At 66.5% G+C, this 12,386-nt stretch carries 14 protein-coding genes; 6 read left to right on the top strand and 8 right to left on the bottom strand.

What is annotated here, in order from left to right; genetic code table 11:
* Window positions 1-28: 28 nt before the first annotated feature.
* From FE811_RS05960 to FE811_RS05970, 3 genes are all read right to left on the bottom strand, one after another.
* Window positions 29-856, bottom strand: coding sequence for an ABC transporter ATP-binding protein (locus FE811_RS05960; RefSeq protein WP_140846968.1), 828 nt, complete (start codon window positions 854-856; stop codon window positions 29-31).
* A complete protein-coding gene (locus tag FE811_RS05965; protein WP_036757674.1) occupies window positions 856-1,653 on the bottom strand; it encodes an ABC transporter ATP-binding protein in 798 nt (265 codons plus the stop codon). Before FE811_RS05965 ends, FE811_RS05960 begins: the two co-directional genes overlap by 1 nt.
* Window positions 1,654-1,820: 167 nt before the next feature.
* Complete coding sequence (locus tag FE811_RS05970) at window positions 1,821-2,138, bottom strand: DUF1007 family protein (protein WP_072463134.1); 318 nt, start codon at window positions 2,136-2,138, stop codon at window positions 1,821-1,823.
* Window positions 2,139-2,175: 37 nt separating this feature from the next.
* Here FE811_RS05970 and FE811_RS05975 point away from each other — a divergent pair, with 37 nt between their 5' ends.
* The 4 genes from FE811_RS05975 (at window position 2,176) to FE811_RS05990 (ending at window position 6,689) form a co-directional block, all read left to right on the top strand.
* Window positions 2,176-2,679, top strand: coding sequence for a copper chaperone PCu(A)C (locus FE811_RS05975; RefSeq protein ID WP_116222606.1), 504 nt, complete (start codon window positions 2,176-2,178; stop codon window positions 2,677-2,679).
* Window positions 2,680-2,800: 121 nt separating this feature from the next.
* Entirely contained in the window at window positions 2,801-4,138 is a 1,338-nt protein-coding gene (locus FE811_RS05980; protein ID WP_244295288.1) for a PepSY domain-containing protein, read from the top strand.
* 4 nt (window positions 4,139-4,142) lie between these two features.
* Window positions 4,143-6,083 (top strand): TniB family NTP-binding protein, encoded by a 1,941-nt coding sequence (locus FE811_RS27395; RefSeq protein WP_116222605.1) that lies wholly within the window; start codon window positions 4,143-4,145, stop codon window positions 6,081-6,083.
* Window positions 6,084-6,476: 393 nt separating this feature from the next.
* Window positions 6,477-6,689 (top strand): hypothetical protein, encoded by a 213-nt coding sequence (locus FE811_RS05990; RefSeq protein WP_140846973.1) that lies wholly within the window; start codon window positions 6,477-6,479, stop codon window positions 6,687-6,689.
* Here FE811_RS05990 and FE811_RS05995 read toward each other — a convergent pair.
* From FE811_RS05995 to FE811_RS06015, 5 genes are all read right to left on the bottom strand, one after another.
* On the bottom strand, window positions 6,686-7,018 hold the full coding sequence (locus FE811_RS05995) for a hypothetical protein (RefSeq protein ID WP_140846976.1): 333 nt from the start codon (window positions 7,016-7,018) through the stop codon (window positions 6,686-6,688). The genes FE811_RS05990 and FE811_RS05995 overlap by 4 nt on opposite strands.
* Window positions 7,019-7,113: 95 nt before the next feature.
* Window positions 7,114-7,752, bottom strand: coding sequence for a TonB-dependent siderophore receptor (locus tag FE811_RS06000; RefSeq protein WP_181180828.1), 639 nt, complete (start codon window positions 7,750-7,752; stop codon window positions 7,114-7,116).
* Between the two features lie 48 nt (window positions 7,753-7,800).
* A complete protein-coding gene (locus FE811_RS06005; RefSeq protein WP_166443846.1) occupies window positions 7,801-8,199 on the bottom strand; it encodes an STN domain-containing protein in 399 nt (132 codons plus the stop codon).
* A 208-nt stretch (window positions 8,200-8,407) separates the two neighbouring features.
* On the bottom strand, window positions 8,408-9,361 hold the full coding sequence (locus FE811_RS06010; protein ID WP_116222603.1) for a FecR family protein: 954 nt from the start codon (window positions 9,359-9,361) through the stop codon (window positions 8,408-8,410).
* Window position 9,362: 1 nt separating this feature from the next.
* The gene (locus FE811_RS06015; RefSeq protein WP_244295335.1) at window positions 9,363-9,638 is read right to left on the bottom strand and encodes a sigma factor-like helix-turn-helix DNA-binding protein; all 276 of its coding nucleotides are present in this window, start codon (window positions 9,636-9,638) and stop codon (window positions 9,363-9,365) included.
* A gap of 275 nt (window positions 9,639-9,913) precedes the next feature.
* On the opposite strand from FE811_RS06015, the gene FE811_RS06020 reads away from it, so the two are divergent.
* Both FE811_RS06020 and FE811_RS06025 read left to right on the top strand, forming a co-directional pair.
* A complete protein-coding gene (locus tag FE811_RS06020; protein WP_166435582.1) occupies window positions 9,914-10,696 on the top strand; it encodes an autotransporter-associated beta strand repeat-containing protein in 783 nt (260 codons plus the stop codon).
* Between the two features lie 32 nt (window positions 10,697-10,728).
* Window positions 10,729-12,021, top strand: a complete 1,293-nt coding sequence (locus FE811_RS06025; protein WP_166435581.1) for a CPBP family intramembrane glutamic endopeptidase — start codon at window positions 10,729-10,731, stop codon at window positions 12,019-12,021.
* Window positions 12,022-12,386: the final 365 nt, after the last annotated feature.

Below are 12,386 nucleotides of genomic sequence, written 5' to 3' on the forward strand. Positions count from 1 at the left end.
GACAGCGGTTGGTTTTCAGGCGGGGGGCCTACGCCTGCGGCGCGGGCAGCCTTGCGGCATCGGGCAATGCCGCCGCGACCAGTCCGCGGGCGGCGGGGTGGTGCGGATCGGCCAGCAACTCGGCACTGGGGCGATCCTCGACGATGGCGCCGTCATACATCACCACCGTGCGGGTGCAGAGCCGCGACACATCCACGATGTCATGCGACACAATCAGCAGCCCGGTGCCCTGGTTCTCCGACAGATCCCGCAGCACCGCGGCAACCTGTCGGCGGATCGGCAGGTCGAGGCCGCTCATCGGCTCGTCGGCCAGCAGGAAAGCGGGGCGCGTGGCGATGGCGCGGGCGATGGCCACCCGCTGTGCCTGGCCGCCGGAGAGTTCATTGCGGCGGCGCAGTAGGAGCTCCGGCCCGAGCCCGACCCGTTCCAGCGATTCACGGATGCGGACATCGTGGTCGCAATCCACACCAAGGCGGCGCAGCGGCTCGGCGATCTGCTGGCGCACCGTCATACGCGGGTCCAGCGAGGCCGCCGGGTCCTGCGGGATGTATTGCACCGATTGCCGATACCAGCGCAGTTCCGCCATGCCCGCCGGTCGGACCGGCTTGCACTGGCACAGGATATGCCCGCAATCGGGCGCGTCGATGGCGAGCAGCGAGCGCAGCAGCGTCGTCTTGCCTGAACCCGAGGCGCCCACCAGCGCCACCCGCTCACCCGGCCACAGCGCGAAATCGACCCCGCGCAGCACCATGCGGCGTTCGGGCTTGCGCCACAGGCCCGCCGGGACCGGAAAGCTGCGCTCAAGCCCGCTGACCGACAGGAAAGAGCCATCCTCGTTCATGAGAAGGGCGTTCATCAAGCAACCTCGCGGACGATATGCAGCCCCTCGCAGGCGCAATCGACCAGTTCGCAGGTGAAGGAATGACGCGGGCGATTCAGGATCTGGTCGATGGGACCATCCTCGACGATCCGCCCCTCGGCCAGGATCAGCGCCCGGTCGCAGACCCGCATCGCCGCCGACAGATCATGCGTGACCAGCAACAAGCCGGGGCTGCCGGGCGCGCTGGTCTTTTGCTTCAGCACCTCCAGCACCTGCGCCTGCGTCACCACGTCCAGCGCCGTCGTCGGCTCATCCGCGACGATCAGCCCGGTGCGGCAGGCCAGCGCCAGCGCGATGCAAACCCGCTGCCGCTGGCCGCCCGAAATCTCGGCCGGGCTGGTCCGCAGGAAGGCGTCGGTGCCCGGCAGGCCGATGGAGGCCAGCAGGGCACGGACCTCCTCCCGCGCCGCGCCAGCATCCAGCCCGCCATGCCGCCGCAGCGGTTCCTCAAGCTGCGATCCGATGGAGACCAGTGGGTTCAGCGCCGATTGCGTATCCTGGAACACCATCGCCACTCGCGCATCGGCGGGACGCTGCGGCACGCGGATGTTCAGCACCTCATGGCCGTTCACGCGCACGCTGCCGCTGCATTGCGCGCGCGGCGAAATCAGCCCAAGGATCGCCGCCGCCGTCATCGATTTGCCGGAGCCTGATGCTCCCAGCAGGCAGATCCGCTCGCCGCGCGCGACGGTGAAGTTGAGCGGACCGACGATCTCGCGCGGACCGAAGGAGATCCGCAGCCCCGCGACCTCCAGCATTGCCGTTCTGTCCATACCCGCACCTGCATCCGCGTCGATAGCTGTCCGGCGTTCAGGAAGACAATGTAATGCTATTACATGTCAAGAGCGGCAGTGATGTTATTACGTGCGATCCTGCTTTTTCTGGACCCATAGGCCTGACAACGCAAGACGAAGAGCCGTTAAATCCCCGCGCAGCGGTCTCAGCGCGCCGCACGACATGAAAGCATCCATTCGTCGGCGAAGGCTGCCCCGACATTCGACGTAATCTTCTGTCCCATCGCGACAAGCGCATCCAGCAGCGCCAGTTCGTCGGCATGGCGACGGCGTGCCGCCTCGCCGTCTGCCCGCCTTACCCGGATCTCGCATCCTTGCCGGCCGGCGATCCGCAGAGGAGAGGACAGCCGATAGGTGGTGTAGTAACCCGGATCATACATCCTTATCGAGATCGCGCCCTGCGCGCAGGTGCTTGCCCCCTCGGCTCGGGGACCGCCCGCAGTCTGAACCTCGCCATCGTCCATCGGGGCGGTGAATGCAGTTCAGACACGAGATAGAACCATGAAATCCAGAATTCTGGCCGCCCCGATGCTGGGCGCGCTTTTCCTTGGCCTCCTTGCCGCCTCGGCCTCGGCCGATCCCGTAACGCATGGAGATCTGCTTTCGGACGGCTATGTCCGCGCCATGCCGCCCAATGCCCCGGTGGCCGGCGGTTATGTCACCATCGCCAACAAGGGCAGCCAGGAGGACCGGCTGGTCGCGGCCCGCTCGACGCGGGCGGGCGAGCTGCATATCCACGAGATGACCAGGAAGGGCGACGTGATGAAGATGCGCGAACTGCCCGATGGCCTGCCAGTCCCGGCCGGTGGCTCGGTCGAGCTGAAGCCCGGCGGCTATCACCTGATGTTCATGCAGGTGCCGACCCCCTTTGCCGAGGGCGAGATCGTCGAGACGACACTGGTCTTCGAGAAAGCGGGCGAAATCGCCCTGCCGTTCGAGGTGCGCGCCATGAATGCCACACCCGCCGCCGACCAGGGCCATGCTTCGGATCATTCGGGCCATTGAGCGCCCGTTCCCAGCCAACATCGGTCCTGCCTCGGCGGGCCAACGCATGCGAGGACTCCATGTCTGCAATTCCCAATACCGCTCGCCAGGGTGTGGGCGACCTTTATCGCGCCGCCTGGCGTTGGCATTTTACGCGGGCTTGCTGGTGCTGCCCTTCATGATCACGCTGTCGATCAACGGCGCGATGTATGTCTTCCGCAACGAGATCGACAACTGGTATCACGCCGACCTCAAGCGCGTGCAGGTGCAGGACAGCCAAAGGCTGGCACCGACCGCGCAGGTCGCCTCGGCCCTGGATGCGGTTCCGGGCACGGCGGTCAAATACACCGATCCGGCCGACCCCGGCGCCTCGACCGAGATCACCGTCAGCACGGAGCGCGGCAAGATGGCGGTCTATGTGAACCCCTATAACGGCTTGGTGCTGGGCGCGATGCCGGATCGTTCGACGATCATGTGGACGATCCGCACGCTGCACAGCTTCAAGTATTTCGGCACCTGGACGCGCTATGTCATCGAGATCGCGGCGGGCTGGTCGATCCTGCTGGTCGGCACCGGCACCTGGCGGTGGTGGCCGCGCGGGCAAAAGGGCGGCATCGTCTCCGTTCGGGGCAAGCCGCAGCGCCGGGTGTTCTGGCGCGACCTGCATGCGGTGACGGGGCTGCTCGTGGGCTTCTTCATCGTCTTCTTGGCCGTCACCGGCATGCCCTGGTCGGGCGTCTGGGGCAGCAAGGTGAACGAATGGGCCAACGGCAACAACTTCGGCTATCCCGACGGGGTGCGGGTGAACGTGCCAATGTCGCAGCAGAAGCTGGATCAGATTGCCAAGACCTCGTGGTCGCTGGAACAGGCGCAGATCCCTGAAAGCCCGGTGCCCGGCGGCACCCCGATCACGCTGGACGATGCGATCGCGTCCTTCGACCGGCTGGGTCTGCATCGCGGCTATGCCGTCAACCTGCCGCAGAAGCCCGAAGACATGTTCAGCGGTTCGGTCTATCCCGACGACCTCACTCAGCAGCGTGTGGTGCACCTGGACCAATATAGCGGGCAGCCGCTGCTGGACATGGGCTATGCCGATTACGGTCCGCTGGGGAAATGGCTGGAATGGGGGATCAACACCCATATGGGCCAGACCTTCGGCGTGCTGAACCATGCCGCGATCACGGCGATCGAAGGGCGCAGCACCGCGGCGACCCGGATGGCCGGGCTGCTCGTTGACGAATGGACGCCCGAGCGGATCCGGGATTTGGAGGCCAGCCTCTATATCGGCTTCAATGCGGGTGGCGACAAACCGGCGCGGCCTGCGGCTGCTGATGGCCTTGGCCGTTCCATTCCGGACCCGGAAGCGCAGGCGCCGCGCCCGGCGACCTTGCCGGTGATGCCGGCCACTGATCCTGCCCCCACGCAACCCGACCTGCCCGATGCGGCCCCCGCAGCGCAACCCTGGTCCATCATGGAGTAACCCCATGCCCAATCCCACCGAGGCCGCCCGGATCCTTCAGAAACTGCGCAAACTCCGCGTCGATACGCCAAGGGACGCCGCATTCATCACCCATCTCGACCGGCTGTTGTGTCGGGATGAGGCGGGCAACCTCTTGCCCGAGCCGCAGCGCTTTTCCGCGGGGCGAGAGACCCACGGCGTGATGGTGGTGGATGGTGCCGGTGGCGGCAAGACCACGCTGATCTCCCGCGCCCTGGAACGGCACCCGGTTCTGTCCGGAGCGACGGGGCGGCACTATCTCGATGCCAGCGTGCCCAGCCCCGCCACCTTCAAGAGCATGACCGCTGCGCTGTTGCAGCGCAGCGGTTACCCGGTGATCACCGCCAACCGCGAAGGCTGGGGCCTTTGGGAAACCCTCCGGGGTCGGCTCAAGGATCTGGGTATCACGGTTCTGTGGATCGACGAGGCGCATGACCTGTTTTGCGCCGATCGCCACCTGATCCTGCGCGCCCTCAAATCCCTCATGCAGGGGGACGAGGCCGTCATCCCGATCCTGTCCGGCACCGAGAGGCTGCACGAGATCGTCCGTTCCGATCCTCAGGTCCAGCGTCGGCTTTCGACGCTGATCCTGCCGCCGGTCTCGGAGGTGACGGATGGGGCAAGCTTCTCCGGGGTAGTCCGGGAATATTGCCGGATTGCGGGGCTTGAGCCGCCGCTTGACGGTGATCTGATCCTGCGCCTGTTTCATGGCGCGCGCTATCGCTTTGGCCGCTGCATCGAGACCCTGGTCGGTGCGATCGAGTTTGCCCTGGAGGCGGGGGCATCCCGTCTGGACATCGCCCATTTTGCGGAATTCTGGGCGATGCAGGAGGGCTGCCCGCCCGGCGGCAATGTCTTCCTCGCCCCGGATTGGCCGCAGATCGACCCCGACCGGAACGAGGCCGACGATCCGCCTGCTCGCGCGCGGGCCCGGCGGCGGCGGGGCATGAGCATGGCCCGCCTTTTCCCCCTGCTGCCGTTCCGGGCGGATGAGACCCATTGGTCCTGGGCGGCCCGCATGGCCGCTTTCCATATCCGCGGCCCCATCGGAACCTTCCTGCGTGATCTCGGCCTCGATCCTTTCGTTCTGTCCATCGGCGATCCGGATGAGGTGGCCCGCCTGTGCGCAACCGCCGGGCAGGATCCGGGACCGGTGCTGCGCAACACCCTGATGCGGAACACCTGCCGGAGCTGGCGGCTCGGTGAGGAGATCCTGATCGACAGCCTGCGCCCGCAGCAGGATCTGCGCTTTTGTCCGGCCTGCCTGGCCGAGGACGATGCGATCGCTATGGCGGTAGGTCAGGATATTGCCATCCACCGGCGCGAACGGCTGATCTGGCGGCTGAAGCCGATCCGGTCCTGCCCGACACATAGGCTGCCCCTGATCCGCCGGGATCGGCCTGGTGGAGCGGACGGCAAGGGCGTCTTTGCAGACAGCGTTCCGGAAAACACCGCTAGGTTGCAGGATCTTGCAGGCTGCGCTGCGCCCTGCCCCGGATCCCCGCTCCAGACCTATATCGCTGACAGGATTGCAGAACGCCCCGGTCCGGTATGGCTGGACAGCCTGCCGCTCGAACAAAGCATCCGGGTGACGGATCTGCTGGGCACCGCTATGGAGTTCGGGCCATATGCCGCTTTCGACGACCTATCAGTCCAGGATCAGATGCTGCAACCACTTGTGGCTGGATCTACACCGCCAAAGGGGTGGCGGGAATCCGCGGCGCATTGCAGATCCTTCAGACCGGGTTTGACCCCGAGCGTTCTCCCTGCCGCATCAAAAACTGGGGAGCTTTCGGGTCGTTGCTCGACGAACTCCACCATCCCGCACCGGGCAGCCCGTTCCGCAGAATCTTCGAAGAGCAATTCGAGAGCATTGGTGGAACCTGACCCGCTATCGGCAGGCCCAGTCCGGCCCTGCCCTCCATAAGATGCCAGACTTCGTCACGCCGCCTTCGGGCGGCCTTTTCTTTGGCCATCACGCAACATTTCGATGGTCAATAATCGCGCGTAGAATGGTCAAAGCGGGAAAACGCGCGATTCTTGGATGAATTGAAATCAATGGGTTATATGTAATGGACCGGTGCGAGTTGGCCATTATTTCAGTGGTTCGACATAGGAACACTGGCTGCGACGGGCCTTCCGTCGTTTTCAGTTGCGAGGTCCACAGTGAAACCCCTTATCCCGTTGATCGTCAAAGCGGTTCTGCCGCCCGTCCTCGGTGCGGCTGGTGCCGTGGCCGCGACCATGTTCCCGGCCTATCATGCCGCCGTCTGTGGCGGTGTTGTCCTTCCCGGCATCTCCTTCCCACTCGGGGGCTGACATGCGTCGTGGTCGTGTCTTTGCGCCACAGTCGGTGTCGAGCTACGAGGAAGCGCAAGCGTGGCTGTGGGGCCATTCCCGTGTCGAGGAATGGCTCTTTGATCCCGACGCGGTATTGCCTCCCGAGGCGATGCTTGTCTGCGCCGTTTATTGGGTCTCTCCCGCCCAGCTTTCCCGCGATCTGCGCAAGACGTGGAATCAGGTCGCGGGTTAAACAGGCCACAGATACCAGGGATACAGGATGGTCGGGTCGATGCCGTTCAGCGTGTCGAAATTATCCAGCCCCACCATGCCGGGATAAAGCACCTGATCCAGTGAATACATCCACTGATGCGCATTGCTTTCACGCCAATCCGCGCCGATCAGCAGCTTGTGCTGGCGCCCCCACAGGCCAAACTGGCCCTGCAGGCTGAGGTCCGCCGCCTTGGAATGGTTCCCGGTTTCCTCGTAGCGGGAAAAGACACCGGCGAAATTCCCGGTCTCGCGGTCGATCGGCCCGGTCGGGTTGATCCGCATGATGTCGGATTCGAAACTCTGCCGCATGGCCGAGAGCTTCAGCGTCCAGTCGGGGCTGATCCGATGCTCGACCGTGGCGAAGACATCCTTGATCCTGTGGTCGACATAGGCCCAGTCGGTGGTCAGCGCCCGGCTGCGTCAATGTCCATAAGCTGGAAATCGTCCCAGGTCGGTAGCCCCAGAAACCACTTGTTGCCCTTTTGCCGCTGATAGCTGACCCCGGCGCTGACGGTCGTGTCGGGCGTCAGGTCGTATTCCAGCACGCCATACAGGACATGCTTCTTCTCATCGCCCGGGGAGTAGAAGAAGTCCCGGTCCTGCCAGGCCCCGACCAGGCGACCGCGCAGCGCGCCGTCGCGGGTCAGCGGGCCGCCGATATCGGCCTCGATCCGCCGATTCTGCCAACTGCCATAGGACAGGACGATGCTGGACTGGAGCCGTTCGGACGGCCGCTTGCGGGCCAGGTTGACGCTGCCGCCCGGTTCTCCGCTGCCGGAAAATAGCCCCTCGGCGCCGCGCAGCACCTCGGCGCGATCATGGATCGCCATGTCGAAATCCGGCCGGAACGAGGATTCATAGGCCGTGCCCATGCCGTCGATCTGATAGTTGTTGATCTTGAAGCCGCGCGAATAGAACGCGGGGGCGCTGGTCGCCTCTCGCGTTGCGACGATGCCGGGCGTCCTGGCCATGGTTTGCTCCATCGTCGTGAGGTTCTGGTCCTCGATCGCCTGCCGCGTGACGACCGTGACCGACTGCGGCACGTCCTTCAGCGATTCCGCGCCCCGGGCGATGCTGGCCTCGCAGGCCCCCTAGGAACCGCTGCCCTCGGTCGCCGCACCGGATGCGTTGAGCGTGATCGTATCCAGCAGGATCGAGCCGTCCGGCGCCGTCATGCCGGCGGAGGCGGAACGGCCTGAAATGACGACGCTGCGGGGATCGGAAAAGCTGTAATGCAGGCCCGAGCCCGACAGCAGCCGCGCCAGCGCCTGTTCCGGTCGCAGGTTGCCCGTAAGGCCCGACGTGCTCTTGCCGGACGTGACGGCATCCAGATAGGAGATCTGGACCCCCGCCTGCCGTCCCCAGACCATCAGCGCCTGGCTCAATGGCCCGGCCGGAATCGAGAACTCCACGCTTTGCGCGCTTTCCTGCGCCGATGCCGCTTGGCTGATCACGATGGTTCCGCCCGCCAGGACCAGCGTGGAAAGCAACAGTGCCCCCAGCATCCGCGCCGGCCGGATCGCGGTTGGATATAGCATTGAATAAACTGAACTTTCGGCCATGGCGAGCCTCTCCTTCGGTCAAACTGGACTGGAGGATGTGCCGTGCCTTCGCTCGCCGGAGCGCATTGGGTATTGCCCGACCCTATGACTGATACAATCGGGCAGGCGATTCATTCGGTCGATTATCGAAAAAAGTTCAGACGCTGGAGATGACCGCCAACAGACCCGAGACCCGGCGCAACCGGCCGCCGGTCGGGCGGACGGCGGCCTCGAGCGCTCGCTCGGGGTCGGAGATGTCGAAAAGGCCGCTGATCCGCGCGCGACCGATCGCAGCGTCCGCGACGATCACACGGCCGGGCAACCAGCGTGCGATCCGCGCGACAAGCGTTTCCAGCGGCTCGGCCTCGGCTACGACCATCCCCGTCCGCCAAGCCCCAGCCATGGCCCCGTCGCGGCTGCCGGTCTCCGGGTGGCCGGTCTCGGTATCCAGACGGATCCAGCGCCCGGCGCCGATACCGTAACGGGATGTGCCGATCAACTCGACCTCGTCCCTTGCAACGGCAAGGTTGACGACACCCGCATCCTGCGAGACCTCGAAGGATGCCCCTGCCGTCCGCGTCTCGACGCCGCCGTTCAATTCCAGGACGAAGGGGTGCGTCGGATCGGGTGCGACATCGAACCAGGCCATGCCCCGCAACAGGCGCACGGCGCGGGTTTCGCCATGGTCCGGCATTGCGATGGCACTGGCCGGACCCAGGGTGATCCGCGTGCCATCGCGCAACTCCACGGGCAGCAATTCGGCCGTGGCGGTCAACTGGTCCGCCTGCAACCGCAATCGCATATAAGGCAAGCCCCAGGCACCCAACACTCCAGCCCCCAGGCCGAGCGTCCCCGCAAGCACCAGATTGCGCCGGGTCAGCCGGGGCTTCGCCGGTTCGGCCAAGGCGGCACCGCTCAACCCATGCGCCTCGGCCACGCACTGCCAGACGCGCCCGTGCTCTGCGCTGCGCCCGCGCCAGGCCGAAATCGTCTGAAGCGTCACAAAGTTCTCCGGCGCGTTCTGCCGTCGGATCACCAGGTCGATGGCCTCGTCCAGCAGGCGGGATGTCCGGTCGTCCAGTTCCGGCCGTTTCTCGGATGCGGAGGCCATCTTAGAGCCCCCCTGTCCGCAGCACGATCCGGCGATAGGTATCACGGACCAACTCCCATGTGCGGGTTGGGGACAACCCGATCTCCTCGGCGATGCGCGCGATGGGCCAATTTTCGACCCGATGCAGAAGGAATGCGCACCGCTGGCGTTCCGGCAACTCGGCCAGGACGGCAGCCACCAGCCGCAACTGCTCACGAGAGGCCAGGATCGTTTCTGCGTCGGGCTCGCGGGCGAGTGCCCGTTGGGCTTCAGATTGCTCCAGCGGCAGCGAAAGCACCAAGGCCTGCCGCTTTGCGTGGTTGATGCCCAGTGCGCGCCACTCGGTAAAGATAGGCCCTCGACAGGTAGTCGGAAACATCCTGGGCGGGCCCCCTGGCGATGACCCTCGCGAAGGTGTCCTAGGTCAGGTCCGCCGCAGCTTCGGCATCCAGCCCGCGCCTGCGCAGCGAGCGGGCGATCCCCGGCGCGTGCCGCCGGAAAAGGCTCTGAAAATCCCAGGCCATGCCTGTCACTCCAAGTTCCACTGGACGTTACGGTCCATTACGATGCGAAATGACCCTGTGGCTAAGGTACGCCATCGTCAAGACCCAGGGCGGAACGCTGGTCCTGACCGGGGCCAACACCCATGCCGGCGGCACCAGGATCGAGGACGGCGTGGTCGCGGTCGCTGCCGACGACGCGCTTGGCCAGGCCGGGGGCGCGTTGACTCTGGACGGCGGCGTCCTGCGCGTGACCGGCGACAGCTACCGGGCCACGAACCGCACCGTCCTGGTGGGCGTCGACGGCGGCGGGTTCGACATCGCCGCGGCCGGCCACGTCTTTACCCTGGGCCGGGGCATCCTTGGCGGCGGAGAGCTCTACAAGCTCGGCGCGAGCACGCTGGCGCTGGCCGGCGACAATGCGGGCTTCGCCGGCAGCGCCACGGTCACGGATGGCCGGCTGACCGTGGGCGCCGGCGGGCTGGGCGGCCCGATCAGCGTGCAATCGGGCGGGACGCTGGGCGGATCGGGCACGCTCGGCGACGCGGGGGCCGCCGTCACCATCGCCGCCCGGGGGCGTCCACGCTCCGGGCGACCGCCTGGGCCGGCAGGCGGTCCTGGGCGATTATGTCCTGCGCGGCACGTTGCAGATCGCCGGCGCGCCGGAGGCCGTGGGCGGGTTGGTGGTGCAGGGCCGCGTCGACATTGCCGGATCGACCCTCGATCTGCGCTTCTCGCCCGTTGCGGCCGAGGGCTGGAGCGCGATCGCCCACCCCTTCACCATCATCGACAACCAGGGGACCGGCGCCGTAAGCGGAACCTTCGCCGCGGTGAACAGGAACCTCCTGTTCCTTGACCCGCAGCTGAACCATGCCGGCGGGGACGGCAATGACGTCACGCTGGAGCTGGTGCGACGTCTCCTTCGCATCGCTCGCGCGCAGGGCCAACCAGTCCTCGACCGGCCGGGGGATCGATGCCCTGCCCCGCGGCTACGCGGTATGGAACACGGTCGCGCTGATGAGCAACGAGAATGCAGTGCGCCGCGGGCTGGACCTTCTGTCGGGGGAAATCCATGCCTCGGCGCTGGACCTGCTGTTCGAGGAGGGCCGTTTTCCCCGCCTCGCCTTCGCCGACAGGTTCCGCCTTGCGGCCGGCACGGATCCCGGCAGCGCGTTCTGGGCGCGGGGCCATGGATCATCGGCCGATCGGCAGGGCGGGCGCAATGCCGCCGCGCTTGAGCAGGACAGCGAGAGGCTGCTTCTTGGGCTCGACGGACCGCTGGGCGACTGGCGGGTCGACTTCCAGGCGGGAGAGAACGGATGCGATGCAGGTCGGGACGGATCGACCGGCCACGGCAGGGCGGATCGGGGAAAGGACAAAGGATTGACCCAGGCTTTTGAGATCGGGTCGCGATCCGGCGGGCTCGACCGCCTTGCCGTCGCGCTTTGCGTCGTTGCGGCCCGGCTGGTGTTGACGACCAGCATCGGCCTGATGCCGCGCGATGCCCCGGTTTCGCTGAAACAGGCGACGACCACCACCTTGGCGTGGAAAAACCTTGCGGCGCTGGCATTCCTGCTGCTTGCCGTGCGGCTGCTGCGCGGGATCGGCCTGGGGCTGCGGTGGCCCGACTGGCGCACCCTCGGGCGGCTCCTCTGGTTTCCGCTTCTGCATCTTGCCGCCATGGCGGCCCTGGTCGGGGCGGCGGGCCAGGGAATGCAAGCGGTGGCGATCCATGTGATGGTCAACGTGATCGCCATCGGCATCGCAGAGGAGCTTGCCTTTCGGGGCGTGCTATGGGGCGCGCCGCGCCGGGCGATGCCGTTCTGGCCGGCCTTTCTGGCCGTTTCCGGGATTTTCGGAATCGCCCACATGGCCGATGTCGCCGGCACCGGGGACATGCAGGGCGGCATCGTGCAGTCCGTCGCGGCCGTGCTGTCCGGGACCGGCTGGCTGGCCCTTCGCATCCGGTGCCGGTCGCTTGTCCCGGCGATGGCGCTGCATTGCCTGTGGAACATCCTGGTCCTCGGCTTCGGCGGCTTCGGCGGCTTCCGCGCGCCGGGACGACCCGAGCCGGCCGGACGCGCGGATCGCGGCCGCCCTGCTGGCGAAAACCGGCACCAGGCCCGACCGCGCCGGGTGCGGGCGCGGCAACCGCGATGGGCGGACCGCCCGAGACGCTGATCAGGGTTCCCCAGCCGGTTGCCGGCCCCTGCAGAGCCATGCCGTGGACCGCGCCTCGGCCGCGATGGGCGATACGCCACTGCGCCCGGTGGGGTTTCTGTGCCCGCTTGCGTCGGATTGGCACGCTCTGCCCGGCAGGGAACACCCGCCAGGGCTTGCAGCCGCGGGATTTGGCAGCGGATTCCAGCGCCACGCCATCGGAAACGGCTAGTCTCTGCCGGTCAGGCCCTTCGGCGCGGGATCCGAGGTGAGGTTTCCGGGTGCCCATGACACTGGAATGTGCTGGCACGGCCTAGTCTCGCAGGAAGCTGGGGCAAAGGGATACAGCAGCCCGCCTCGGAGACCTGGAGACCTGGAGACCTGGA

Source organism: Paracoccus sp. FO-3, from assembly GCF_006386455.1.
GTDB lineage: Bacteria > Pseudomonadota > Alphaproteobacteria > Rhodobacterales > Rhodobacteraceae > Paracoccus > Paracoccus versutus.